At 60.0% G+C, this 25,377-nt stretch carries 26 protein-coding genes and 1 tRNA gene; 9 read left to right on the top strand and 18 right to left on the bottom strand.

Translation table 11 applies throughout. From position 1 onward, the window contains the following. Window positions 1-17: 17 nt before the first annotated feature. Genes aspA through HMPREF3101_RS02120 form a run of 7 tightly spaced genes read right to left on the bottom strand, consistent with a single transcriptional unit; the run spans window position 18 to window position 5,738 of the window. A complete protein-coding gene (gene aspA, locus HMPREF3101_RS02150; RefSeq protein WP_070462265.1) occupies window positions 18-1,442 on the bottom strand; it encodes an aspartate ammonia-lyase in 1,425 nt (474 codons plus the stop codon). Between the two features lie 32 nt (window positions 1,443-1,474). Then, window positions 1,475-2,323, bottom strand: coding sequence for an ATP phosphoribosyltransferase (hisG, locus tag HMPREF3101_RS02145; protein ID WP_070462264.1), 849 nt, complete (start codon window positions 2,321-2,323; stop codon window positions 1,475-1,477). Window positions 2,324-2,341: 18 nt separating this feature from the next. Beyond that, window positions 2,342-2,605 (bottom strand): phosphoribosyl-ATP diphosphatase, encoded by a 264-nt coding sequence (locus HMPREF3101_RS02140; RefSeq protein ID WP_070462263.1) that lies wholly within the window; start codon window positions 2,603-2,605, stop codon window positions 2,342-2,344. Window positions 2,606-2,616: 11 nt separating this feature from the next. Continuing rightward, window positions 2,617-3,294: an HAD family hydrolase gene (locus HMPREF3101_RS02135; protein ID WP_246816606.1), complete on the bottom strand. Its 678-nt coding sequence runs from the start codon at window positions 3,292-3,294 to the stop codon at window positions 2,617-2,619. Continuing rightward, window positions 3,287-3,670 carry a hypothetical protein gene (locus HMPREF3101_RS02130; RefSeq protein ID WP_070462261.1) on the bottom strand — a complete coding sequence of 128 codons (384 nt, stop codon included), beginning with the start codon at window positions 3,668-3,670 and terminating at the stop codon, window positions 3,287-3,289. The genes HMPREF3101_RS02135 and HMPREF3101_RS02130 overlap by 8 nt, the downstream gene beginning before the upstream one ends. A 24-nt stretch (window positions 3,671-3,694) precedes the next feature. Next, window positions 3,695-4,900 carry a cysteine--1-D-myo-inosityl 2-amino-2-deoxy-alpha-D-glucopyranoside ligase gene (mshC, locus tag HMPREF3101_RS02125; protein WP_070462361.1) on the bottom strand — a complete coding sequence of 402 codons (1,206 nt, stop codon included), beginning with the start codon at window positions 4,898-4,900 and terminating at the stop codon, window positions 3,695-3,697. Window positions 4,901-4,910: 10 nt separating this feature from the next. Beyond that, on the bottom strand, window positions 4,911-5,738 hold the full coding sequence (locus HMPREF3101_RS02120) for an undecaprenyl-diphosphate phosphatase (RefSeq protein ID WP_070462360.1): 828 nt from the start codon (window positions 5,736-5,738) through the stop codon (window positions 4,911-4,913). 38 nt (window positions 5,739-5,776) lie between these two features. Between HMPREF3101_RS02120 and HMPREF3101_RS02115 the strand changes: the two genes are divergently transcribed. Beyond that, entirely contained in the window at window positions 5,777-6,778 is a 1,002-nt protein-coding gene (locus HMPREF3101_RS02115; RefSeq protein WP_070462260.1) for a hypothetical protein, read from the top strand. A gap of 10 nt (window positions 6,779-6,788) precedes the next feature. Continuing rightward, on the top strand, window positions 6,789-7,874 hold the full coding sequence (locus HMPREF3101_RS02110) for a quinone-dependent dihydroorotate dehydrogenase (protein ID WP_070462259.1): 1,086 nt from the start codon (window positions 6,789-6,791) through the stop codon (window positions 7,872-7,874). Here HMPREF3101_RS02110 and HMPREF3101_RS02105 read toward each other — a convergent pair. The 4 genes from HMPREF3101_RS02105 to HMPREF3101_RS02090 are packed head-to-tail and all read right to left on the bottom strand — an operon-like array spanning window position 7,849 to window position 12,109. Continuing rightward, window positions 7,849-8,196, bottom strand: coding sequence for a hypothetical protein (locus tag HMPREF3101_RS02105; RefSeq protein ID WP_070462258.1), 348 nt, complete (start codon window positions 8,194-8,196; stop codon window positions 7,849-7,851). The genes HMPREF3101_RS02110 and HMPREF3101_RS02105 overlap by 26 nt on opposite strands. Before the next feature lie 10 nt (window positions 8,197-8,206). Next, entirely contained in the window at window positions 8,207-8,740 is a 534-nt protein-coding gene (locus HMPREF3101_RS02100; protein WP_070462257.1) for a YbhB/YbcL family Raf kinase inhibitor-like protein, read from the bottom strand. 21 nt (window positions 8,741-8,761) lie between these two features. Further along, on the bottom strand, window positions 8,762-10,567 hold the full coding sequence (locus tag HMPREF3101_RS12550) for an ABC transporter ATP-binding protein (RefSeq protein ID WP_070462256.1): 1,806 nt from the start codon (window positions 10,565-10,567) through the stop codon (window positions 8,762-8,764). Further along, the gene (locus HMPREF3101_RS02090; RefSeq protein ID WP_371327059.1) at window positions 10,568-12,109 is read right to left on the bottom strand and encodes an ABC transporter transmembrane domain-containing protein; all 1,542 of its coding nucleotides are present in this window, start codon (window positions 12,107-12,109) and stop codon (window positions 10,568-10,570) included. A gap of 132 nt (window positions 12,110-12,241) precedes the next feature. Here HMPREF3101_RS02090 and HMPREF3101_RS02085 point away from each other — a divergent pair. The 3 genes from HMPREF3101_RS02085 to HMPREF3101_RS02075 all read left to right on the top strand — a co-directional run bounded on the left by HMPREF3101_RS02085 (window position 12,242) and on the right by HMPREF3101_RS02075 (window position 13,610). Further along, a tRNA-Leu gene (locus HMPREF3101_RS02085) sits at window positions 12,242-12,327 on the top strand. A gap of 50 nt (window positions 12,328-12,377) precedes the next feature. Then, window positions 12,378-13,031 (top strand): TVP38/TMEM64 family protein, encoded by a 654-nt coding sequence (locus HMPREF3101_RS02080; protein ID WP_246816605.1) that lies wholly within the window; start codon window positions 12,378-12,380, stop codon window positions 13,029-13,031. Between the two features lie 24 nt (window positions 13,032-13,055). Then, the gene (locus HMPREF3101_RS02075) at window positions 13,056-13,610 is read left to right on the top strand and encodes a MarR family transcriptional regulator (protein WP_070462254.1); all 555 of its coding nucleotides are present in this window, start codon (window positions 13,056-13,058) and stop codon (window positions 13,608-13,610) included. Here the strand turns inward: HMPREF3101_RS02075 and HMPREF3101_RS02070 are convergent. The 3 genes from HMPREF3101_RS02070 to HMPREF3101_RS02060 are packed head-to-tail and all read right to left on the bottom strand — an operon-like array spanning window position 13,585 to window position 16,051. Continuing rightward, on the bottom strand, window positions 13,585-14,769 hold the full coding sequence (locus tag HMPREF3101_RS02070; RefSeq protein WP_070462253.1) for an SPFH domain-containing protein: 1,185 nt from the start codon (window positions 14,767-14,769) through the stop codon (window positions 13,585-13,587). The genes HMPREF3101_RS02075 and HMPREF3101_RS02070 overlap by 26 nt on opposite strands. A gap of 3 nt (window positions 14,770-14,772) precedes the next feature. Further along, the gene (locus HMPREF3101_RS02065) at window positions 14,773-15,198 is read right to left on the bottom strand and encodes an NfeD family protein (RefSeq protein ID WP_083280041.1); all 426 of its coding nucleotides are present in this window, start codon (window positions 15,196-15,198) and stop codon (window positions 14,773-14,775) included. Window positions 15,199-15,208: 10 nt separating this feature from the next. After that, on the bottom strand, window positions 15,209-16,051 hold the full coding sequence (locus tag HMPREF3101_RS02060) for a DUF3097 domain-containing protein (protein WP_070462251.1): 843 nt from the start codon (window positions 16,049-16,051) through the stop codon (window positions 15,209-15,211). A 40-nt stretch (window positions 16,052-16,091) separates the two neighbouring features. Between HMPREF3101_RS02060 and HMPREF3101_RS02055 the strand changes: the two genes are divergently transcribed. Further along, window positions 16,092-16,841 carry a hypothetical protein gene (locus HMPREF3101_RS02055; protein ID WP_070462250.1) on the top strand — a complete coding sequence of 250 codons (750 nt, stop codon included), beginning with the start codon at window positions 16,092-16,094 and terminating at the stop codon, window positions 16,839-16,841. Window position 16,842: 1 nt separating this feature from the next. Here HMPREF3101_RS02055 and HMPREF3101_RS02050 read toward each other — a convergent pair whose 3' ends face one another. From HMPREF3101_RS02050 to HMPREF3101_RS02040, 3 genes are all read right to left on the bottom strand, one after another. After that, window positions 16,843-17,907: a ferrochelatase gene (locus HMPREF3101_RS02050; RefSeq protein WP_070462249.1), complete on the bottom strand. Its 1,065-nt coding sequence runs from the start codon at window positions 17,905-17,907 to the stop codon at window positions 16,843-16,845. Window positions 17,908-17,931: 24 nt separating this feature from the next. Beyond that, a complete protein-coding gene (locus HMPREF3101_RS02045) occupies window positions 17,932-19,455 on the bottom strand; it encodes an NlpC/P60 family protein (RefSeq protein WP_246816604.1) in 1,524 nt (507 codons plus the stop codon). 408 nt (window positions 19,456-19,863) lie between these two features. Then, window positions 19,864-20,325 (bottom strand): Rv1476 family membrane protein, encoded by a 462-nt coding sequence (locus tag HMPREF3101_RS02040; RefSeq protein WP_070462248.1) that lies wholly within the window; start codon window positions 20,323-20,325, stop codon window positions 19,864-19,866. A 141-nt stretch (window positions 20,326-20,466) separates the two neighbouring features. Here HMPREF3101_RS02040 and acnA point away from each other — a divergent pair, with 141 nt between their 5' ends. The 3 genes from acnA to HMPREF3101_RS02025 all read left to right on the top strand — a co-directional run bounded on the left by acnA (window position 20,467) and on the right by HMPREF3101_RS02025 (window position 24,675). After that, window positions 20,467-23,247, top strand: coding sequence for an aconitate hydratase AcnA (gene acnA / locus HMPREF3101_RS02035; RefSeq protein WP_210386147.1), 2,781 nt, complete (start codon window positions 20,467-20,469; stop codon window positions 23,245-23,247). A gap of 115 nt (window positions 23,248-23,362) precedes the next feature. Further along, window positions 23,363-23,914 (top strand): TetR/AcrR family transcriptional regulator, encoded by a 552-nt coding sequence (locus HMPREF3101_RS02030; protein WP_070462246.1) that lies wholly within the window; start codon window positions 23,363-23,365, stop codon window positions 23,912-23,914. A 38-nt stretch (window positions 23,915-23,952) separates the two neighbouring features. Then, a complete protein-coding gene (locus tag HMPREF3101_RS02025) occupies window positions 23,953-24,675 on the top strand; it encodes a glutamine amidotransferase-related protein (RefSeq protein WP_070462357.1) in 723 nt (240 codons plus the stop codon). Between the two features lie 29 nt (window positions 24,676-24,704). On the opposite strand, the gene HMPREF3101_RS02020 is transcribed toward HMPREF3101_RS02025, so the two are convergent. Further along, window positions 24,705-25,367 (bottom strand): NAD(P)H-binding protein, encoded by a 663-nt coding sequence (locus HMPREF3101_RS02020; RefSeq protein WP_070462245.1) that lies wholly within the window; start codon window positions 25,365-25,367, stop codon window positions 24,705-24,707. Between the last annotated feature and the right edge of the window lie 10 nt (window positions 25,368-25,377).

Raw genomic sequence — 25,377 nt, 5'->3', positions numbered from 1 at the left:
TACAGCAGCTGCAGGCTCTAATCTTCGTCAATGTAGAGCTTGCCGCGGTATTCCGGATGCATGAGGTTTTCCTTGCTCAGCACCTTCTTCAGTGCATCCTCAGTCATTAGTTCGTGCTCCAGCACCAGATCGTAAACGCTCTTGCCGCTTGCTGCGGCCTCGCGGCCGATGACGTCGCCCATGTGGTGGCCGATCACCGGATTCAGATAGGTGATGATGCCAATGGAACGCGTCACGTAGGCCTCACAGACCTCCTTGTTAGCGGTAATGCCCACGACGCACTTCTCGCGCAGCGTCTTGGCCGCGTTGGATAGCAGGTTGATCGACTCAAACAAGGACTGCGCGATCACCGGCTCCATCACGTTGAGCTGAAGCTGGCCGGCTTCAGCCGCCATGGAAACGGTCACGTCGTTGCCAAACACCTTGAAGCAGACCTGATTGACTACCTCCGGGATAACAGGGTTGACTTTTGCCGGCATAATCGAAGAGCCCGCCTGACGTTCTGGCAAATTGATCTCATTCAACCCGGCACGTGGACCAGACGACAGGAGACGCAGATCGTTGCAGATCTTCGACAACTTCATCGCAGCACGCTTGAGCGCGGAGTGCATCATGACATAGCCGCCGGTGTCAGAGGTGGCCTCGATGAGATCCGGGGATGCCTGAATGTCTAGCCCAGTCACCTCACGCAGCGCGGAGACCACCTGGTCGCGGTATCCCGTCGGAGTGTTAATTCCAGTGCCGATCGCGGTGGCGCCAAGGTTCACTTCCAAAAGCGAATCTGCAGCACTGTTGATGGTGCGCTGCTCCTCTGCGAGGTTGGCGCCGAACGCGGTGAACTCTTGGCCAAGAGTCATCGGCACAGCGTCCTGAAGCTGGGTGCGACCCATCTTGATGATGTCCGCGAATTCGTCGCCCTTTGCGCGCAATGCCTTCTGCAGCTCATCAAGCTGCGCCATCAGTCCCTGCACTGCGTAAAACACGCCGAGGCGGAAGCCCGTCGGATACGCGTCGTTGGTGGACTGCGACATATTGACGTCATCGTTAGGGTTAATCACGTCATAAGCGCCCTTCGGCTCCCCCAACAGCTCGAGGGCAACGTTGGCCACAACCTCGTTGGTGTTCATGTTCACCGACGTGCCCGCGCCACCTTGGAACACGTCAGAGGGGAACTGATCCATGCAGTAGCCCTCATTGAGGATCTTGTCGCAAGCAGCAACAATCGCCTCAGACTTATACTTTGGCAGCGTATGCAGGCGGCGATTCGCAATCGCCGTCGCCTTCTTCACTTCGACCATGCCCCGGATAAATTCCGGAAACTGGTTCATGGTGGTGCCAGAGATTTGGAAATTGTCCACAGCGCGCAGCGTGTGGATACCGTAGAACTTATCGTTGGGAACGTCGAGGCGACCAAGCAGGTCTTCTTCAGTGCGAGTGCTCATAGACCCCCACTATAGCCACGCCAAAATGCTGCTTACAGGCGTGCGATTTGCAGCTCGGTAGCCAGAACACCCTGGGCACCAAGTGCAGAAAGTTCATCCATCACCCGGTTTGCGGCAGATTTCTCAACCATTGCGCGTACCGCCACCCAATCATCCCGGTGCAGCGGGGAGACCGTCGGTCCGGTAATGCCTGGTGTCAACGCCAACGCCTGCTCCAGGTCGGCCCTTGCCACGTTGTAGTCAATCATCAGGTAGTTGTGTGCGGTCAGGATGCCGGTGATGCGGCCGAGGACGCGACGGTGGGCGTCGTTAAGCTGCATGCCCTGACGCTTGACCACAACGGCACAGCTGGTCATGATCGGCTCACCAAACGGGGCCAATCCTTGCTGACGCAGCGTCGCCCCCGTCGAGACAACATCCGCAATCACATCCGCCACTCCCAGCTTGATGGAAATTTCCACCGCACCGTCCAGACGAATCACTGAACTAGGCGTAATAGCTTTCTCGGCCAAGTAATCCTCAACCAAGTGCGGATACGACGTTGCAATGCGCTTGCCCTCCAACGCCTCAACAGTCCACGACTCGCCCTGCGGCGCAGCAAAGCGGAACGTTGACGCACCAAACCCGAGGTCCAAAACCTCCTCAACGGACGCACGCGAATCAGCGGCCAAATCCCGGCCCGTGATACCCAAATCAAGGTGACCTTGCGCGACGTAGATCGCGATATCCTTCGGACGCAAGAAGAAAAACTCAACGTCATTGGCTTCATCAACAACGTTCAGAGCTTTGGTAATGCCGCGACCCTTGTAGCCAGCTTCTTTCAGTACCTGGACAGCGTGCTCGGACAGTGACCCTTTGTTGGGCACAGCAATGCGGATCATGGTGTTCCTTAAAAAGCGTTAGAGGTACTTGTAAATGTCGTCTGGAGTCAGGCCGCGCTTGAGCATCATCACCTGCGTCCAGTAGATGAGCTGGCTCATTTCCTCCGCCAGCTCAGCGTCGGATTGATACTCGGCGGCGATCCATACCTCGCCAGCTTCCTCGATGATCTTCTTCCCAATGAAATGGGCACCTTTGTCCAGCGCTTCCACGGTGGCGGAGCCAGCGGGACGCTCGGCGGCTTTGGCGGTGAGTTCAGCAAAAAGATCGTCGAAGTGTTTCACGGTGGGTAATGCTAGCCCACCATGGCGCCTGCGCGTGCGAACCAGTCCGCAATATCCTCCGCTTCTGCACCAACAAACCCCGTTGGGTCGAACTTTAAGACCCCCTCAGGCACCGTTTCTGCAAGGCCTAGCACCGCACAACCTGCGGCGGCTGCGGCGCTCATGCCGGTCCATGAGTCCTCGAACACGAGGCAATTTCCCCGCTCCGTACCAGCACGACGTGCTGCCTCGACGTACATGTCGGGGGCGGGCTTCGACTGCGCAACGTCCTCGCCGGTGATGATGTCTACGAAGTACTTCCCGCCGATGCCCGCGATGCACCGGTCCGCAAGCACGTGCGGGGTGTTCGTGGTTACGTACATTGGCACCCCGCGCTCATGCAGCGCTGCAAGCAGGTCGCCGACACCTGGGTTGAGATCGACACCTTCGCCCATTAGCTGCGCCATGCGGGTGTGCATGATGGTGCGGAGGCGGTTGACGCGGGCGTCGTCAAGCTGATAGCCCGTGTAACGCGACAGGATACCCACGGTGTTTTCAAACGAACCACCGACGGTTTCCGCACGCACCTCCGGCGGTATACGGCGCCCCATATACTCGGACAATTCATAGGTAGCGATACCCCACAGCGGCTCCGTATCCACGAGGGTGCCGTCCATGTCCCAAAACACCGCCGCTGGCAGACTACTCAAGTTCAGGCAACTCCCCCACCGACTCATCGGTCGCACCAGCCGCGGCGGCAGCGCGCAACACGAGCGACTCGATGTCGGCCTTCTCCTCCGGCTCCAGCACCGCGTCGGCATGCTTCGCGTTGAACTCAGCCAGGTTTGCGTAAAACGGCGCGACAACCTTTACAAGCATCTCGCCGGTCGGGTCGTCACCGCACTGCTCTAGCGCGTCCAAAAACATCTCCAGAATGTGTTTCAGATCGGGCAGAACTGCAGGATCGAAGGGCTCTTCCCAAAGGTCTTTGTCCTCATCTGACAGATAGGAGCCGGATGCAAAAGTAGTCAGATCCTCGATGAATTCATCGACGTCTGCTTGAAACTTCTCACGAATCGTGGTCATGGGGGCAATCTTTCCTTACGGCTCCTAGATCCGCACACCGAGCAGCCCGTCGATGGCTGCGGCGAGCATGCCGTCGGCGTCTCCGGTCGCAGCATCAATGATCCGCAGGGCAGCTGGCGTATCCAGGTCGTTTGCCAGGGCATCCCTAAGCTTATCGACGCCCACGCGCACCTCTTCCACCTCACCCTCATTCGCCAACGCCTCACGCCACCTAGCCAGACGGGCGCCCGCGGCATCGAGACCCTCATACGTAAAGTCACGATCGTCGCGGTAGTGACCAGCGAATACCGCCAGGCGAATCGCAGAAGGGTCGTGTCCGACCTCGGTGAGCTTATGAACAAACACGAGGTTGCCCAAGGACTTACTCATCTTCACCCCGTCGAGCGCAATCATGCCGCTGTGCACGTAGTGGCCAGCCATACGCTGCGTGTTGAGGGCCGCTTCGGCATGAGCGGCGGAAAACTCGTGGTGTGGAAACGCTAAGTCGCTGCCACCGCCCTGGATGGCAAACGTGGCGCCGAGACGGTTTGTGGCAATCGCGGAGCACTCCACGTGCCAACCCGGACGACCAGGACCGAACGGGGATTCCCAGGCAGGCTCACCTTCCCTGTGTCCGCGCCACAGCAACGCGTCCAACGGGTCGCGCTTGCCTTCGCGCTGCGGGTCGCCGCCGCGCTCAGCGAAAAACTCCAGCATGGTTGCGCGGTCCAGGTTGGATTCGTAACCGAACTGTGCGGTGGCGTCGATAGGAGCGTAGATATCGCCGTGATCCAGCTTGTATGCGGCACCTGCATCCAACAGGCGTTGGATCATCACGATGATTTCATCAACCGCCTCCATCGCACCGATGTAGTCGCGGGGAGGGATGACAGACAGCGTCTCCATGTCGCTGCGGAACAGATCGATCTGGCTGGTGCCAAGCTCGCGCCAGTCCACTCCGTCGCGATCCGCGCGCTCGAAAAGCGGGTCGTCTACGTCGGTGATGTTTTGGACGTAGTGCACCTGGTGGCCGTTCGCCAGAAGCTGGCGGTACACCAGGTCAAAGGTGAGATAGGTCGCGGCGTGCCCGAGGTGCGTTGAATCATAGGGTGTGATGCCGCAGACGTACATACCTACTTCTTCACCACTTGTGTCCACGGGTTTAACGCGTTGGTCAGCGGTGTCGTAGAGCGACAGCGGGACTGCGGTCCCAGGGACGGTGGATACAGAGGGTTCGGGCCAAGATTGCATACGGGCCACCCTACCCGGCCTGCATCACCCCAGTTGCAAGGAAGATCATCACTATAAGGCCTAGTGGGATCCGGTAGGCGGCAAACCAGGCGAACGAGTGGTGGGAGACAAACTTCAAAAGCCACGCAATAGAGACATAGCCCAGGACAAACCCGATGCCGGTGCCAACGAGCAGCTGCATGCCGGTGGCGGCTTGGCCGGCTTGGGGAGCGAATGCATCGGGAAGCGAGAAAAGCCCCGATGCCAGCACGGCCGGGATGGCTAATAGGAAGGAAAAGCGCGTTGCCACCTCGCGATCGAGGTTCAGCATCAAGCCGCCGGAGATGGTACCGCCCGAGCGCGACACGCCCGGGATGAGTGCGAGGCACTGCCACAATCCCATAACGATGGCGTCGCGCATGGTGAGCTCTTCGAAGCCACGCTTTTTCGTGCCTACGCGTTCCGCCACGATGAACACCAGCGAAAACAGGATGAGCACTGTGGCGGTGATCCACAAATTGCGGAAGTTTTCTCGGATCAAATCTTTAAGTAGCAGCCCGGCAACGCCGACTGGGATGGTGCCAACGATGACCATCCAGCCCATGCGGTAATCCAGCCCCCGCTTCTGAGGGTCAAACAATCCAGCAAACCAGGCGCTGAGGATGCGCCAAATGTCCTTGGCAAAGAACACCAGCACAGCAGCTTCGGTGCCGAGCTGGATGACGGCGGTGAAACTTGCACCGGCGTCTTGCCCCCAGAACAGTTCGGAAACAATGCGCAAATGCCCCGATGATGACACCGGGAGGAACTCGGTGAGTCCCTGCACGATGGATAAAACGACTACTTGGAGCCAGCTCATGGTTTCGTTCACGCGTTGCAACACTACTCTGGGATGCTATGAAACCCTTGTCCACACGCGTGGCGTCGGCGGCTGTGCTGACTGTTGCGCTTTCACTTGCCGCTTGTACGTCCCCGACTGAGGTTGCTGATGATTTGGCGCAGAACATGGGTAGTGCCTCCCCTGTTGCATCGCCGCCTGCGACAGATCCTGATGGTGAGGTAATCGCGTTTGCTCCGGTCCGCGATCTGGATACTACTGGGGATCTGGTTGCGGTTCGTACCGATGATGCGGTCTATGTAGGCACAGTTGAGCAGCTGCGTAACGACGCTGCCGTGGCCTACCCCACCGACGCCTCCTGCGGCGAGGTCAGCGCCAACGCTGGCACGTTCGCCCTGGCATGTGGCGACGAGGTGCGGTTGTTCAACGCCGATGGCGAGACGACGTTGAGCGTTGAAGATCCGGCAACCGCCGCAGTGGTCACCTCCAGTGGCGAAGTGATCACTGCAAGTGATGCGCAACGCAAGGTATGGGTGTACCGCGACGGTAAGAAAGTGGACACGATCTCCGTTGCGCGCGAAACCGACCAGCTGATCGCTATGGAATTGCCTGATCAGGACGATGCTGTGGTGCGCATCAACCGCTTCGATACCACGGTTCAAGACGTCGACTGGGCTGATGGCCGCCAAGGCGGCACGCTGCGCGTAGGCCTTGGCGTGGGCAAGATCGACGGCGCCGATGGTGTGGTGCTCGCCGCCGACGCGACCGGTTCCCAGCTGTTTGTCTACAACACCATGGACATCATCCGCCTGCACCAGAAGGCGCCGGTGGCAGTAGGCGCGTGGGATGTGACGTGGGATGCGGCGAACAAGCTCGCTTGGATCACGTCTACTGCTGAGAACACTGCCACCGGTTACGATCTGTCAGGTGGTGTCCCGGTGCAAAAGGCGCAGGTGTCGACAGTTGCGGATCCGCAGAGCATCATTTCACTTGACGACGCTGCGTTGATCATCGGCTCCGCCACCGGCGACGGCATCCAAATTGTGAAGAACACACTGTAAAGGAATCATGATGACGCTTTACGACACCGCGCTGAAACTCATGTTCCGCCTCCCCCCGGAACGCATCCACGGCATCATCTCCGGTGCACTCGGGGTGCTCAACACGCTTACACCGGTCAATCGCGGGATGGAAAAGGTTGTGCGCGTACACAGCCCGCGTCTTGAGCAGGAGCTTTTCGGGGTTCGATTCCCTGCGCCGCTGGGGCTGTCTGCGGGCTTTGATAAAAACGCCACCGCGTTGGACGCCTGGGGCGCGATCGGCTTCGGCTACGCAGAAGTTGGCACAGTCACCCCGCAACCGCAACCGGGCAACGACACCCCGCGCCTGTTTCGCCTACCTGCGGACAAAGCCATCTTGAACCGTATGGGCTTTAACAATGACGGCGCGCTCGACGTTGCCCGCCGCCTGCGTAAGCGCAAATCAAAGGATGTCGTCGGCATCAACATCGGCAAAAACAAGACTGCCGCTAACGCTGTAGTCGATTACCGCGCAGGCGCGACGCTGCTCGGGCCACTTGCGGACTTCGTGGTGGTCAACGTCTCTTCCCCCAACACCCCGGGTTTGCGTGATCTCCAGGCAGTGGAAGAACTACGTCCGATCCTGGGCGCTGTCAAAGACTCCACCGAAACCCCAGTGTTGGTGAAGATTGCCCCCGATCTTTCAGACGAGGACATCGACGCCGTTGCAGACCTAGCCGTCGAGCTTGGTCTTGCAGGGATCGTGGCCACCAACACCACAATCTCCCGCGATGGACTGAAAACCCCCGCCGACGAGGTGGCAGCGATGGGCGCCGGCGGCATTTCCGGTGCGCCGCTGACCGAACGCTCCTACGAGGTCCTCAAACGCCTGCATGCACGTGTCGGTGACAAGCTTGTTCTCGTCAGCTCCGGCGGCATCATGGACGCTAAGGAGGCGTGGAAGCGCATCACCGCAGGTGCAAGCCTGTTGCAGGGGTACACCCCGTTCATCTATGGAGGGCTGGGGTGGGTGCGTGGGGTGCACGTGGACGTCGATAAGCAGCTGAAGCTCCACGGCCTGAGCAACATCAGCCAAGCCGTGGGTAGCGGGCTTACCTGGAAAAACGACGCAAAATAAACGCACACACCAGTGCTCCGCCGCCCCACAATGCAAGTGAGGTGGTGGGCACAATAGTCAGCGCCTGGTTCGGCACGGCCATGCCCACGGCGATCACCGCTACAGCCACTCCCAACGCAACAAGCTGCTTCCGCGAGCCGCCTGTGGCGGTGTTAGTGGTTGCAAACGCACCAAAAATCAACGACGCCACACACGTCAAGACAAAACGCAACGTGAGCGCATACGTTTGGTCCCCGCGCATGAACGCGAGAAACGCGAAAATAAACAAGACAACCGCCAGCGCCATAAAGGCGCCGCCGGCACGCAACTGAATTGGAACCATTGCGCTGAGGTTACTTGTTCTCGTACCAACCCCACGTTAAGGCACGGCCAAGCGTGTGGAAGTAAAGGTTAAAACCAAGCTGCGTCGGGTTTGCAATGCTGTCAGCGTCAAACTCCGTATCCACAGCGTGCACCACAAACAGGTAACGGTGTGGACCATGACCGGCGGGTGGTTTTGCACCGAAGTAGCCCTTTACTCCAGCATCGCCAGCAAGCACTACCGCACCGACACCCATGCCGTCCTCAGCACCCGCGCCGGCGGGAAGCTCCGTGACGTCAGCAGGAATGTTGAAGGCAGACCAGTGCCAAAAACCAGAAGCAGTGGGCGCATCCGGGTCAAAGCAGGTCACAGCAAACGTCTTCGTGCCCTCAGGCGCGTTTGCCCAGGCAAGGTGTGGGCTGGTGGCGTTATCGCCGGCAAGGTGGTCTGGGAGGCGCTCGCCATCCACAATGTCGTTGGACGAGATGTCAAATGACGGCACGTCCTTCAGCGGTGCATACGGGTCAGGGCCAGGAAAACGATCAGAAACATATGAAGCAGTCATGGCCCCATTACTACCCGAGACTTAGTGACCTTCGCCACTCCACGCTGCAAACAGTTGCGCATATCTCCCATCTAGGTTCAAGAGCTCAGCGTGGGTGCCGTCCTCAATAATCCGGCCTTCGTCCATAACCAAAATGCGGTCCGCAGCCGCAGCTTGATCCAAGCGGTGCGCCACAACCAGTGCCGTAGTTCCCTTGGTAATCGCCGCGGCGGCAGCTTCCAAGGCGTTAGTGTCATCACTTCCTGCCTCTGCGGTGGCTTCATCCAAGATCAGCACCTTCGGCTTCGCAAGTGCAACGCGCGCCAACGCCACCTGCTGAGCCGTTTCCGGCGGCAGATCCTCGGCACCGGCACCAACCAGGGTGTTCAGCCCCTGCGGGAACACACGCGCAAACTGGGTGCTTTCGGGATCCAAACCAGCGCGCTTGAGAGCATCCAACAGGTCTGCGTCTGACGCGGTCTCATCGGCCATTGCTAGATCCTCGCGCAGCGTACCCGCGAAAATGTGTACGTCTTGGGTCATGAGTGTCACGTTCTTGGCCGTCCACAAGTCGCTGACCTGGGTTGTATCCACGTCGCCCACGCGGATGCGGCCCGCGGTCGGCTCCACAAGACCCGCAATCAGCGCAGCCAGTGTCGACTTGCCCGCACCAGAAGTACCGACCAGCGCCGTCGTTGTACCCGCAGCCAACGTGACACTGAGGCTGTCCAACACGTTCGCGCCGCCCGGGTAGGCAAACGAGACGTTATCCACTTCAACATCAACCACCGAGTGCAGATCTTCAGGCAGCGCCGCTGCCTCACGACCGTCTGCCAACGTAGCCAAACTCACCGCACGTCCGACAGACGTAGCCGCGCTTTGCAGCTCTCCGACGAAAAACAGGGCATTGAACACCACCGCCTCTGCGCGCACTACCAAGAACACCGCGGCACTTGCCTGACCAGGACTAATTGAACCACCAGCAACCAACCATGCGCTCACCCCAAGCGTTATAAGCAGCCACGCGGCGAACACAAACTGGCCCAACCCCATAAGTCGGATAAACCAGGGCACGCGATCCATCGTCGCCTCAACCGCTGCCCACGATGCCCGACGCATTCGCCCAAGCGCCCAGTTCTGCAATCCAAACGCACGCAGCGTAGGCAGCCCGCGGACCGTATCAAGCAACGCTGCGTTCCTTTTCGCCTCAGCGACACTCACCGCATTCGAGGCAGCCGGGATGCTCCGAATGATTTCGCGGGCAAACGGGTAAGCACAAATGATGAGGATGATGAGGATGAGGGCAAAGCGGACGTCGATAAGCAAAAGCCCAACGCACGAGATTGGGAACACAAACACCGTGGTCAATACGCGCGAACCGATAGCCGTGATGATCCGAACAACCTCGTCAATGTCTTTGGTCATGCGGGTAATCACGTTGCCGGTCCCCAGCTCCATCACCCGCGGCACCGGCGCACGTAGCACCGCATCCAAACAGCGACGCCTCAGGTCCACCGATGCCCGCGCAACCTTTGAGCCAACGATGTAGAAGCTCAACATCCGCAACGCCACGTCGACCAACATGCATGCCATGGCAAGCGCTATCGTCACCACAAACGCGCGATTACCAGTGCCAAGGAACGGCACAGGCGTGCCAGTCAGAGGATCAACACTTCGGCCAAAAAGATTCGCCTGCATCGCATAGGCAGAAACAATCAACAGCTGGATGCTCAACAACAACACCCACCAGCGCCGACTCAACGCATTCGGAAGCTGCGACAGGTAAGCGAAGGTCTTTGTAACAGTTGCCGGAGCAACCGCATCAGTGCGCTCATATTCACGCTGCATTTACTGTACCTCCCACGTTTGACCTGCCGCAGCCCACGTGGCGTTGCCAGTTATCACGACAGTTGTTGCGCCTGCGCGCAAAGCTTTGACCGCATCGACCACGTTGGCTTGGGTGACGGAATCCAGACCCGTCGTCGGGTCGTCGAGAATCAGCACATCCGGGTTGGCCGCTAGGGCGCGGGCGAGAGCGACGCGTTGGCGTTGGCCACCGGAGAGGTTCAAACCAGCCTCGCCAAGCGGTGCGGTTGGCAATTCGCCGGCCGCCCCGATCCCGCCGAGGCGACGCAAAATGTCCTGGCAGTGCGCCGCCGCAAGCGCCTCCTTCACCGCCGTGTCCGAGTACTCTCCGCGCGGATTCACGTTGTCTTCAATCGTTCCCTCGAAGATGTTGACGGTGTGCGGCGGGAACAACACGCCTTCGCGGTTGGCCCACTGCGTGGCCACGTCATACGATTCCTGATCAGGCGGTAGCACCCACAGTCCAGGGCCCGGCACCTCGACCGCAACACCCGCATCGAGCACAGTCGACGTTTCACTCGCGTTATACAGCTCAGATACGCGCTGGCCGCTGGCTACTGCGCGACCCCATCCGCCAGCCAAGTCGCCGAACGCGAAGCCCGCCATATTCAACGCTGGCGGCAGCAAAAGCGCCACGGAAGCCATCTGGCCTGGAGTGATCTCGCCTCGCAACGTCAGTCGGACAGCAAAGACAATGATTAACGCATTGCACACCCACGCGACAGCCTGACGCGCAAAGCTTAACCACGCATCCACAACCAAAAAGCGCAGATTCAGTCCGCGGGCCCGCTGCGTGGAGGTGCTAAATCGGCCCGTAACTGCGGTAGCAGCGCCAAGCCCCTTCACAGCACGAATCCCCTGCGCAACGTCGGTAGCAAGACCCGCAACGTCTGCCTCCGCAGCGCGTCGTTTTAGCGAAATCCGAGTAATCGGACGTGACGTCCATGCCGAAAACAGCGCAATATCCACAATGGACACCGGCACGGCCAATGAAATCCACGGCGAAACGTTCCACATCGCCACCACTGCACCCGTGGAGTACCCAAGCGCCATGAGCGGAAACGAAAGTGACTCGCGGTAGGTCGCAATCGTGCTGGAGTCAGCGTCGATGGTGTTGAGCACCGTGCCGGGACTCATCGAGCCCGTCCCGTTGCGCATCACACCCAACGTCAAGTTTTGCTGCGCCAAGTGACGCACGCGACCCACGGACGCTGCGGAAACGCCGTCGCCGGTGGCCTCGCCAAGAAATTGCACAAAGAAGATCGCGATAAGCACCCCAAACAGCCACCAAGCGTCAAAGGCAGCATCACCGAGAAGGCCGTCCACAATCTTGCCCACCACGACGGGAACAAACGCCCCGATGCCGGAGCCGATGAGATAACTCAAAACATGCAACGTCAATACGCCCGGGTAGGCAAACAACATGTCGCTAACCACGCGACGGCCTGCGGTCCACGAGCTAGGCGTGAGATGTTGAGTGTCGTTCGCCGGTGGCTGCGGAGGGACGAGCCAGCGGTACGTCATCATTCTTTTAGGCGGTGGTAACACACGGGCAAATTTAGCAGATATAGCCCGTTGTGCTGGCGATTTGGCCGGGGCGTAGAGCGGACCTATAGTTATGCGAGTGCCTGGCCGAAAAAGGTCGAAACACCCAAAGCCCGGGTGGCGGAATGGCAGACGCGCTAGCTTGAGGTGCTAGTGTCCTATTAACGGACGTGGGGGTTCAAGTCCCCCTCCGGGCACAATTATCACCCTGCGCATGTTGCGGGGTGTTTTTCGTATGGGAGGTTGTGTGAAGCATCGCCAGCTACTCCTCATTGCGGCACTGATCGTGTTTGCATTGGGCTGGTGGCTTTTCGACGTCCCGACGCCCTCCACCCTCCGCTCATGGGCGGAGACCACCGGTGTTTGGTTCCCGGTGGTCTTTTGGCTGCTTTACGTTGGCATCACGCTGTTTCCGATTCCGCGCACGATTTTGACGGTGTCGTCTGGCCTCTTGTTTGGTCCCGTGTTGGGCATTGTGATCGCCATTAGCGCGACAACGGTTGCCGCGGTCATCACGCTGCTGGTTGTGCGGTATACGCTTCGTGATTTTGTCGCACCTCGGCTGACTCACCCTTCGGTGGAGCGCATCAACGCCCGCCTAGAGTCCCGCGGCTGGCTGGCGGTGGCAAGCCTGCGCATGGTCGCATTTGTCCCGTTCAGCATCATGAACTACGCGTGCGCGCTGACCCGCGTTCCCGTTGTGCCGTTTGCGGCAGCCACGTTTGCAGGCTCCCTGCCCGGCACGATTGTCACGGTCCTGCTTGGCGACACCCTCAGCGGCCACGCCAGCCCCACCGTCATCGTCGCAACCGTGGCACTTACCGTCGTAGGGCTTTTCGGTTTGCTTCTCGACGCCAACCTCCCCCAACCCATCCGTCAAGCCCCCAAGGTAGACCGCTAATACTTTCACGCTAGGATTGCTGGCGTGATTGGCGTACATGCAAGGTATCGGGGCCGCGAGCGGCGACGCGGCGAATACGTCGCGCGCTCAGCCGAAGCGCTGTCGTCGCTGCCGGGGGTAGCGGAATTTGAGGTGGTGGGCGTTGAGGATATTCGCGCGGACGTTGATACGCCTGAGCATGCGCTGAACTTGGTGATGGCCCTGCTTTCGGACGGTGACTGGGCCATTGGCCTAGGCATTACCTCACACGGGCGTGGTGTGCATGCCGCAACGGAGGCCGTGGGCACGCGCCCAGCACAGGTGAAAGTTGGCGTAGATACCCGCAACCCGGGTACCGCCGCCGAAGACATCGCTGCAGCGTTCGCGCTTGTAGGCCATGTTCTACAGAAACGCACCCTTGAGGGCCGGGAGGCCACTGCCCTAGTGCGCCGCGGCATGAACCAAAACGGAGCGGCCCAGGAGCTGGGCATCTCCAAACAGGCGATGAGTCAGCGTCTCCAGGCCGCAGGGTGGCAAGCGGAACAGGCGGGATGGCGTCTAGCGCTGAACCTGATTACTCGGGCTGAGGAAGGTCGCTAGGTCGCTCGATTTCCAGCGGGTTTACGATAGGTGTCTCCGGCGCACGGTGCTGCGTCGGATCCGGCTCGTCGACGTGCTTGTTCGCAACCGCACGCGCCTCCGCCAGTGCACGAGCCAGCTCCGGGTCAGTCGAAGTGTCAAACCACTGATCCGTATCCCCCTCGGATGCCAGGTCCTTGGTGTCTTGGTCAACGCGCTGCGCCTCGTAGCGGAACACGCCGTCGTCGTCCTTGTTGGCAAAGGCCTTAGCAAACTGTTCCAGCGAGTTGCCAAACTGGGACGGGATCATCCACATGGTCGCCGCCTCGTTGTTCGCAATCTTCGGCAGGTTCTCCAGATACTGGTATGCCAGCAGCTCAGGGGTCACGCCGGAAGATTTAATAGCGGCGTTAACCTTCTGAATCGCACGTGCCTCACCTTGAGCCTCAAGGTACTTCGCGGCACGCTCACCCTCGGCTCGCAGGATCATGGCCTGGCGCTCGGCCTCCGCGTTCAGGATGGCGGCGTGCTTCTCGCCCTCCGCAGACAGGATGCGTGCCTGCTTCTCCCCCTCAGCGGTCTTGATGTCGGACTCACGCTTACCTTCAGCAGTCAGGATCATGGCACGCTTTTCGCGGTCCGCCTTCATCTGCATCTCCATGGACTGCTGGATGGACGGTGGCGGATCAATCGCCTTCAGCTCCACACGGCTGATGCGCAAACCCCACTTGGCGGTTGCCGCATCCAGCTCACCGCGCAGGCGGCGGTTGATAGTCTCGCGAGACGTCAGCGTCTCCTCCAGCGTCATACCACCAACAACGTCGCGCAGCGTAGCCACAGAAATCTGCTCTACGCCAACCAGGTAGTTGTCAACGCCATAAATCGCCTTAGCGGGATCATTGATCTGGAATGTCACCACCGTGTCAATTGCCACGGTCAGGTTATCCTGCGTGATCACCGCCTGCGGTGGGAACGAGACCACGCGCTCACGCGTATCAACACGCGCACGGATTCGGTCAATGTAGGGCACCAGAAGCGTCAATCCACCAGAGACGGTGCGTGTGTAGCGGCCTAAACGCTCAACTACAGCGGCTTCGCCCTGCGGGATCAGCTTTACGGATGCAAAAAGCAGCGACACCACAAGGATGAGGATGACGCCAAATAGAAACAGACCTGGCATGCTCTAGTCCTTCCAGACGACCGCGACTGGGCCATCAATTGCAGAGACAGTTACTACGTCACCCACCGTATAGGTCTCCCCTGGGTCGAGGGCGCGGGCGGACCAGATGCTGCCGTCGAAACGCACCTGTCCCCCCACTGGGGTGATGTCTTTAACCACCTCGGCACGTGAGCCGACGAGTGCGCGAGGTGATTCGTCGTATGCCTTCGGCGATTCCAAACGACGCCGCAAGTACGGGCGCAGGAACAACCAAAAGGCGGCGGAGGATGCAGCAAAGATGGCAACTTCAGCAGCAGGCGGGATGCCGATCAGTGAGAAACCCGCTGTTGTCAGCGCGCCGGCGGCGATCATGAGCAGGGTCATTTCGCCAACAAAAACTTCAAGGATGGCAAGCACCACGGCTGCCGCGAACCATATCAATGGACCCATGGCGGCCATGCTACATATCTGTTTTGCTTAGCTCAGGATTGGTCACAAAATCCACGAGCCGCTCGACGGCTCCGATCAAGGTGTAGTCCAGGTCGCGGAAGGTATTGACTGAGGAGTACACGCGGTGCCAGCCTTCCTTCGTGTCGGACCAGCCGAGGCGCTGGCAGGTACCGGTTTTCCAGTCTTCGCCGTAGGGCACCTCAGGCCAGGCGGCGATTCCTACGCTTGCGGGTTTCACGGCTGCCCAGATGTCAATGTAGGGGTGGCCGGTAACAAGCACGTGCGGCCCGACGTCCTCGACCAGGCGCGATTCTTTGGTGCCTTCGATCAGGTGGTCTGCCAGTACGCCGATACGCCGGCCCGGCCCCGGCTGGAACTCGGCGAGTCTCTCCGGCAGGTTGTCCAAGCCTTCGAGGTATTCCACCACAACACCTTCGACGCGTAGGTCGTGGCCCCACACCTTCTCAACGATCGCGGCGTCGTGAATACCTTCTACCCAGATGCGGCTCGGCTGGGCCACTTTTGCTTGGACGTTTGCCACTTTGCGTGAGCCGGAGTTGGAGCGCGCCGGGCCATTGTCACGCTTGGGCACGTACCTCGTCAGGGTTACGCGCTGGCCTTCGACCATGAAGGCGCCTGGCAGCATTTTGAAGAGGCGCTGGGTACCGTAGCGGTCTTCCAGCCGGATGAAGTCGCCGTCATAGGTGCGTTCAAATCCAACGACGGCGCCGACGAAATCGTTGCCCACGATTTCCACAATGATTCCTGGCTCGGCTGGCACTGACGGGTAGGTCGGGCGCCTTGTGCGCGAATGTCCGCTGAAAATATCTCCGCTGTAGCGACTGTCTCCCATAGTGTGTCCGTATTGTATCGGCCTGGCTAGACTGACCGGAATGCACACGCGCGCTCAAGTCTATTCTCCGCTACAAAACACTGCTGTCTGGTTGGGGGCGTGGTTGTATGGCGTTGAGTCGACGGATGAAACGCTTGATGCGCTGCGCGATTTGGGTGGTCGGCACAGTTTCGGTGGGGCGCCTGTTGGGCAGTTGCTTGCCGACGTCCGCACGCACTCCAACCTCACCTCCCCCGACCCCGTCGTACGCCTCGTGCTGTGGGGCCCCGGCCAGGCGGCGCGTCTTCGGGCGGGCTCGCCAGCCATGGTTGCGCTCACGCAGGCCGGTGCGATTGTGTTGCGAGGTTTAGACGCGCAGCACATTTTAGTACCGGAGTATCTGCCAGGTCAGGTGCAGTGGCGGTGGTTTGTGGAGGATGACGCGTTGCCGGAGCCTGAGTGGATGTCTCCTGGGGAGGCTGACCAGTTGTTGTCGCGAGCTACCGATGAGGCCGCGGTGCTAATTGAGGCTGCGGGCGGCACGAGGCAGGACCTCCCGAATCCGCGATTAACGGTGGGAACGCTTGCGGATTTCTACGACACCCCAGGACTTCCCGCCGGGGTCACGCCGCGCGCAGCGAAACTGTTCGCGCGTGCAGACCGGGTGGCGGCAACTATTGAGACGGTGACCGACCGACTGGGCGACCATTCATTTGACCCGCAACTCTTCGCTTTGTGGCGCCACGTGCGCAGCGCCCGCATGGCGGGGGTTGCGGATGCGGTTATTGATTATCGTCGTGCGTGGTGCTGACCTACACAGTCCTGACCTGGGCGGGACCAGCGTGTGGGGATCGCACCGGCGCGCAACAGTCCACCTTGCAGGGCTCGCCATTGACCGTGCAGCCCAACGTGTCCACAGCAGACAAGGTTTCCGGCTTGACGTCGGTTGCGACTGCCTCGATTAAGTCCACAATCATCGACGCGAACTGCGTCTCCAAACCAACGGTTCCGACGCGCTCGAAGCCGACGCCAATTTCGTCACACGCCTGCTTCAGTTCCGTGTCGAGGTCCCAGACCACCTCCATGTGGTCAGTAATAAACCCGATTGGCACGCAGATCAGGTGCTGCATCACGCCTTCGGCATGCAGTTGGCGAGTGCGATCCACCACGTCGGGCTCTAGCCACGGGGTGGCGGGGTTGCCGGAACGAGATTGCCACACCACCTCGTAGTCACTCACGCCTGCCTGTGCGGCCACGAGCCGCGCAGCCTCAGCGACTTGGCGCGAATACAGGTGTGGGTCTTCGGCACCACCGGCGGCCGCATCAGCGGCGGTCGGCACGCTGTGCGCGGTAAACAGGACAGTCGCACCTTCAGGGGCGCGTGCAACGGCGGCTCGCAGTTTGTCGGCGATCAGCTGCACAAATATAGGGTGCCCGTAGAACTGCCACAGCTTGGTGTAATTAATCTCCGGGGTAACCTCGCGAAGACGCTGGATGTCTTCGTCGTATTGGCGGCACGCGGAGTAGCCGCCCCAGGCACTGGTGGCGAAGACGAGGATGTTGCGGTGGCCGTCGGCAAGCATCTGCTCCGCAGTTTCAGTTGCAAACGGGTACCAGTTGCGGTTCCCAAAATAAACTGGCAAGTCTATGCCGCGGGCTGCAAGTTGCGTCTCAATATTTGCGATGAGCTCACGGTTTTGGGCGTTGATGGGGCTAACACCACCGAAGTGAAAGTAGTGCTCACCGACCTTCGCCAGACGCTCACGCGGGATGCCACGGCCGCGCGTTACGTTCTCCAAAAATGGAATAACCTCGTCTTCTCCCTCGGGACCCCCGAAGGACAATACGAGGATTGCATCGTAGTCATGAAAGGCCATGGGTACTCAGCGTACCCGTAGGCATTAAAGCAGTCGCACAGCCTTCGGGGACATGTTCGCCCAACGCACTGGCACTACGGATACGGTTTGGCCCGATTGGGGGGCTTCGATCATGGTGCCGTCGCCAAGGTAGATGGCCACGTGCTGAGAGCCGCCAGGGCCCCAGAACAGCAGGTCGCCTCGTTGTGCTTGACTGGGATCGATCTGGGTGCCGCGCTGGTACTGGTAACCGGTGTAGTGCGGCAAGGAGACACCGGCGCCAGCGAAGGCATAGAGCACGAGGCCGGAGCAGTCGAAGCCTTTGACGCTGCCGCCATTGACGCCGGTGGTCGGGCCGTTAGCGTCGCCGCCGCCCCACACATACGGCGTGCCCACGACGGACATGGCACGAGCGATCGCGGTTTCCACGGACCCGGAATTGGCTGGAGCAACCGCCTGCTGGATTTCTTCGGTGATGGATTCGGCTGTTTCCACGGCAGGCAAGAGCTTGGAGAGGGAGTCCGAGACGTTTTGACCCGCAGTATCGGAAACGCCTAAGCCGGTTTGCAGGCCGCCGGCGAAGGCGGAGATGATGTCCAAAAGCTCAGAAGAGGAGCTCATGGCAGTATCACCCGCGTACGGGTCTGCGAAGGTTGCGTGAGGAGTCTGTGTCGAGCCGACCAGCGCCGCAGATGCTGCGATGTTAGAGGCTTCCTCGACCGCGTTGTCAGGCGAAGCAATCTGGGCAGCAGCAACAGCCTGTGCGATGACCTCGGGCTCCGGTGCTGGCGCCTCTGGGGCGATCTCGGCTACGCGCTCGGTGACTTCGTCTACGATTTCCTGGTCAACCTCAGGCGCCTCGTAAATCGGAGCTTCCTGCTTTTCGACGGCCTCCGGACGCACCTCACCCAATTGCCCCTCAGCCGCATCAAGCGCAGCCTGGGCTTCGGCGAGTGCAGCGTTGCGCTCGTTGAGGGCCTGTGCGTTATCTTCAAGCAGCTGTCGGGCGTTGAACTCAGCGTCAGCGGCATCACCCGCTGCCGCTTCCGCCAGCTTGACAGCCTCACGTGCCACGGACGCTTCGTTGGCGGCCTCGATGCGAGCGCGCTCAACGGCCTCGAGCGCCTCTTGCTTCTCCTTGGAGCGCTGCTTCAAAAACTGCGAGCGCTCGAGAACTTCGCGTTGTCCGCTGCCAGAACTCAAAGTATTGAGCACGCTGGACTGCCCTGCGCCGCGGTACTGCGAGCGGGTGATGTTGCTTAGTTCTTCGCGCGCTTTTGCCACTGCTTCCTCGGAAGCTTTGAGGCGCTCATCCGCGTTTTGCACACCGCGGCGAGCCTGTTCGGCACGTGCCTGAGCATCGCGCAGGTCGACCAGTGCACGGTTGACGCTCTCCTGGAGGTCACCGAGGCCAAGGGTGAGTACATCCACGTTTGCTTGGGCGCGCGCAACAGCGGCGACAAGCTCCGCGGTGGATTCGGTTGCGCGCACGGGGTGCGCTGCACTGGCGAATGTCAATGCAGCGGTGACTGCCACTGCGGCGCTCGCCTTCAAAAATGGGTTGCCCACGAAGGTGCTCCTCACACCGCACGCCAGAGCACACGGGCTGACTAGGCCCAGTCTTGACAAGCGTTAAGCCTTGACGCGCGGTCATTCCAAAGTTGACTACTGATGCGGGCACGCAGGCCGAAGGCGGACGAAACCGGCCCCCTAACAACGTGGCGATTACGTAGCGTGCTTCCCCACATGCCCGTATCGGTCAGCGATGGCAGCTTGACTAGAGCGTGCCACCGTCATGTTGCTATTGGGTAACGGTATGACAACCTTCGGCTCACGAGCCGACAGCAGAACCATACGTCACGAGATCAACTTGTTTCACATTCTTTACCAACCGCAACAGCAGTCAAGGCTTTTGACGTGACTAGCCAACGCAGCTAGCTGGCCGTTTAGACACGCCGAGAAATAGTGTGAAGTTTGTCACACATCCTGCCCGATGGAACGTTTTGCGGCACGCCAGGAGGCGACAACCACGACAGCAGCGACAAAAGCGATGGCAAGGACGATGGGAAGCCACGCGGGTTGGGTTTGCGTGGACGTCGACAAGAAAGCCCTGAGCCCGTCCCCATAGTCGGGCTGCGCAACCATCGCCCGCTCCCCCTGCTCTACCTGGGCACGAGTCAATGAGCTACTTACCGCAATGGCAACGTCAGGGGTGCGGACAATGACGGTGTCAATACCCGTTTCATTTGCCAGATCTTGCGCCAGGTCCCGCACGTTAGGGATATGCGGCGGCGTGTGCTCCAAAACAACGACCCCGTGATTCTCAGGCAACGCCTCCGCAATATCCTTTTCAAGCCCCTCGTTAGCCACTTCGAGGGCAATATTGTCCTCGCGGAGCTGGTAAATAAGGGAGGAAACATCGATGTCAGCGCTGCGCATAGGTAAATAACCTACGCCAAAAACCAAAACATAACGCTCGTACTGTTAATATGGCAGTAGAACTGTGGCGCCTGGCATATGATTAATGGTTGACCGCCACGGGTCATGTACCCCACAAATCAACGAGAAACGGAGCTCACTGTGGCTGAAAGCAAGAACTCCTTCAACGCCAAGAAGACGCTCGAGGTCGGCGGGAAGTCGTATGACTACTTCGCACTCGACGCCGTAGAAGGCATGGAGAAGCTTCCCTACTCCCTCAAGGTTCTGGGTGAGAACCTGCTGCGCACCGAGGACGGCAAGAACGTCACCGAAGACCACATCAAGGCAATCGCGAACTGGGATCCGTCGGCAGAGCCGTCCATTGAGATCCAGTTCACCCCTGCACGTGTACTGATGCAGGACTTCACCGGTGTGCCGTGTGTTGTTGACCTTGCCACCATGCGCGAGGCTGTCTCCTCCCTCGGCGGCAACCCAGACCAGGTTAACCCGCTGAACCCGGCTGAAATGGTCATCGACCACTCTGTGATCATCGAGGCATTCGGTTCCGAGGCTGCTGAGGCTAAGAACGTAGAGATCGAATACCAGCGCAACGAGGAGCGCTACCAGTTCCTGCGCTGGGGTGCTGAGAACTTCTCCAACTTCCGCGTTGTCCCGCCGGGAACCGGCATTGTTCACCAGGTAAACATCGAGTACCTGTCCCGCGTTGTCTTTGACAACGAGGGCGTGGCGTACCCGGACACCTGCATTGGTACGGACTCCCACACCACCATGGAAAACGGCCTGGGCATCCTGGGCTGGGGCGTCGGCGGCATCGAGGCCGAGGCTGCAATGCTCGGCCAGCCGGTGTCCATGCTGATCCCGCGCGTGGTTGGCTTCAAGCTCACTGGCGAGATCCCGGCCGGCGTAACCGCAACCGACGTAGTGCTCACTATCACCGAGATGCTGCGTGAGCACGGCGTAGTTCAGAAGTTCGTCGAGTTCTACGGCAACGGCGTCAAGCAGATTCCGCTGGCAAACCGCGCCACCATCGGCAACATGTCCCCAGAGTTCGGCTCCACCTGTGCGATCTTCCCGATCGACGAGGAGACCATCAACTACCTCCACCTCACCGGCCGTTCCCAGGAGGACATCGACCGCGTCGAGGCATACGCCAAGGCTCAGGGCATGTGGCTGGAGCAGGACGCTGCTGAAGCTGAGTACTCCGAGTACCTCGAGCTCGACCTGTCCACCGTTGTGCCGTCCATCGCTGGCCCGAAGCGCCCGCAGGACCGCATCCTTTTGGCAGACGCCAAGGAGACCTTCCGCAAACAGCTGCCGGAGTACAACACCGCGGGCAACGAGACCTTCGAGCCGGTTCGCGCACCGAAGGTTGACTCCGTGGAATACAACCAGTCCTGGCCGGGCAACGGCGAGTCTGCCGCTGCTGGCGCTGAGGGCCGCGCATCCAAGCCGGTTGTCATCGAGTCCCCGCAAGGTGGCGAGTTCACGCTTGACCACGGTGCCGTAGCAATTGCTGCTATTACCTCCTGCACCAACACCTCCAACCCGTCGGTGATGGTCGGCGCTGCCCTGTTGGCTCGCAAGGCTGCAGAGAAGGGACTGAAGGCGAAGCCGTGGGTCAAGACCATCATGGCTCCGGGCTCCCAGGTTGTTGACGGCTACTACGAGCGCGCAGACCTGTGGAAGGACCTCGAGGCTGTCGGCTTCTACTTGGCTGGCTTCGGCTGTGCATCCTGCATCGGTAACTCCGGCCCGCTGCCGAACGAGATCTCCGAGGCAATCAACGAGTACGACCTGACCGCAACCGCAGTGCTGTCCGGTAACCGTAACTTCGAAGGCCGCATTTCCCCGGACGTGAAGATGAACTACCTCGCGTCTCCGCTGCTGGTCATCGCATACGCGATCGCCGGCACGATGGACTTCGACTTCGAGACCCAGCCGCTGGGTCAGGATGCCAACGGCAACGACGTCTTCCTGAAGGACGTTTGGCCGTCCACCGAGGAGATCGAGTCCACCATCGCTTCCACCATCTCCCGCGAGATGTACGAGGCTGACTACGCCGACGTCTTCAAGGGCGACGAGCAGTGGCAGGGTCTGGACATTCCGACCGGCAAGACCTTCGACTGGAACGAGGACTCCACCTACATCCGCAAGGCACCGTACTTCAACGGTATGCCGGAGGAGCCGGAGGCAGTCACCGACATCGCTGGTGCACGCGTTCTGGCGAAGCTGGGCGATTCCGTGACCACGGACCACATCTCCCCCGCTTCCTCCATCAAGCCGGGCACCCCGGCCGCGGACTACCTGGATGCACACGGAGTTGCACGCCACGACTACAACTCCTTTGGTTCCCGCCGTGGTAACCACGAGGTCATGGTGCGCGGTACCTTCGCCAACATCCGTCTGCGCAACGAGCTGGTGGACGAGCAGGGTGGATACACCCGCGACTTCACCAAGGAAGGCGCTCCGCAGGACTTCATCTACAACGCTGCGATGAACTACGCCGAGAAGAACATCCCGCTGGTTGTTCTCGCCGGCAAGGAGTACGGCACCGGCTCGTCCCGTGACTGGGCTGCAAAGGGCACCAACCTGCTTGGTGTTCGCGCCGTGATCGCAGAGTCCTTCGAGCGTATCCACCGCTCCAACCTGATCGGCATGGGTGTTCTGCCGCTGCAGTTCCCGGAGGGCGAGTCCCACGCTTCCCTGGGTCTGGACGGCACCGAGACCTTCGCCATCAGCGGCATCACCGCCTTCAACGAGGGCGATGAGATCCCGGCTACCGTTCACGTCACCGCGACGAAGGACGGCGGCGAGACCGTTGAGTTCGACGCAGTTGTACGCGTGGATACCCCGGGTGAGGCGGAGTACTACCGCCACGGTGGCATCCTGCAGTACGTGCTGCGCCAGATGGTGAAGAGCTAAGGCCACTAGCTACGCACGTAGCTTGTAGCTAAAGGAATGAAAAGGCCGCCTGCGCACGTGTGCGGGTGGCCTTTTCACGTGGACGTCTATAAGCAAGAAAGCCCCCGTAAAAGCCATGCCAATTATTAGCGAAGATGAGCTGGCGCGCCGCCAGCAAGAGATCATTGACGCCTCCCGCGACTGTTTCGCCAGGTATGGCTTTGAGGGGGCTACCGTCGCTCGCTTGGAAGAAGCCACGGGAAAAACACGTGGTGCGATTTTCCACCATTTTGGTGACAAGGAAACGCTGTTTCTTGCCATCGTGAGTGCGGACGCGCAGCGTCAGGCCGAGGTGGTTTCCCAGAACGGTCTTGTCGAGGTAATGCGCGAGATTCTGCGTAACCCTGCTGAGCACGGTTGGTTTGCCACCCGAAGCGAGATCATTCGTAAGCTCCGTACCGACCCAGTCTTTGAAGCACGTTGGCGTGAACACCAAGATGTGCTGGATCAGGCAGTGCTTGAGCGTTTGCGCTCGAATGAGCATTTGCGTGACGACGTCAACGTGAACGTCCTCCACACCTACCTCGAGACAGTGCTCGAAGGAGTTCTTACGAGGCTGGCTGCGGGCGAATCGCCGGAGCGCCTAGATGCCATGTTGGATGTGGTGGAGCAGTCGATTCGCGGCTAATTGTCTCAAAGTAGACCAAGCGGTATAGAATGACGCGCATGTCTACACTGCTTTTTCTTTCCCTCCGCAACGGCGAGCTTGGCCCTGATGTAGCTCGTGCCGAGTACCACGATGCGCTGGCATCTACGGGATTAGAAGAAGTCGAACTTGTTCACCGAGTGATTGACTCCCCTGCCACCGAGCTTGGCCCGCTTGACGGCATTGATGGCGTGATCGTGGGCGGCAGTTCGCTAAACGTGAGCAATGAAACCTACGACGACTACCAACGCCACGTAGGTGAGGTGCTCACACAAGTACTGGACTCTGGCGTGCCTGTGTTTTTCGTTTGCTTCGGCCTGTCCTGGCTTGTTGATCACGTCGGCGGGACAATCGGACATTCACACGCTGAGGATTCCGGACCAACCCTCGTAGAGCTCACCGAAGCTGGGCGCACAGACGTCCTGCTGGGCGCCGCTCCGCAGACTTTCGCTGCACTCACCGGCCACACCGAGGCACCTGAAGAGGTGCCTGCCGAGTTGACCGTGTTGGCTACCGGCCCGGGCGGGATGACGCAGATGGTTCGTTACGGCGACCACGTATGGGCCACGCAGTTCCACGCGGAGATGAACGCAGACGCCATGCGCACGCGCATGGACTTCTACCACGACTACGGCTACTTCGCGCCTGAAGACTACGCACGCATCGTCGCAGATCTGCCGCACCATGACGTGTCCGCGGCAAACGGACTGATGCGCACGTTTGCGCAATACGTGCGCTCCTAACAACCAAGCGTTTAACAACCAAGCGTTAGCTACAAGTCCTGCAGCTTCTGGGTGCCGTCTTCAAACTCAAACGGGTTCTGATCAAAGGACTCGCCCCGGTTAATGATCTCTGCAATCACCTGAGCAACCAGCTCACGGGACGTCTTTGACCCTTGCTGCGGCAGGCTGTTAAGGACCTTGATGCCGGTCACTGGTTCATCGGTGAGCAAGGTTGGCCCCAGAATGACCTGGTCGATCTCGCTGGAGAGCAGTCGCAGGTCCACCGCCTTTTTCGCCTCCACGTAGGCGGACCAAGAGGACCCGTCGTCTTTTGCCTTGCCGTCTTGGGCGCCGGCGTAGGAGACGTTGATCAATAGCGGCGCGAATTCGCCGAGCTCTTCAAGTGCGTCGATCATCACCATCGCCGCGTCACGATCCACTGCATAGGTTCGCTCCGGATCGCCGCCGCCAGCACCGGCGGACCAAACCACTACGTCAAATGGCGTGAGCAGACGTGCCCAGCCCTCCCTATCCAGTTTGGTTAGGTCCTGGATGATAACGGTTGCACCTGTTTCGGCAAGGCGCTCGGCGTGTTTGGGGTTGTGGGCGAGGGCGGAGACGTGGTGGGAGGCGTCGATAAGCAAAGGCACCGTGTAAGCAGATACTTTGCCGCCGGCGCCAAGGACCAAAACGTAAGAACGTGCGTCATGCATACGCCCACCG

This window comes from Corynebacterium sp. HMSC29G08, from assembly GCF_001806875.1.
Taxonomy (GTDB): Bacteria; Actinomycetota; Actinomycetes; order Mycobacteriales; family Mycobacteriaceae; genus Corynebacterium.
The sequence above is the reverse complement of the archived record's forward strand: the minus strand, read 5'-3'. Positions and strand labels throughout refer to the sequence as shown.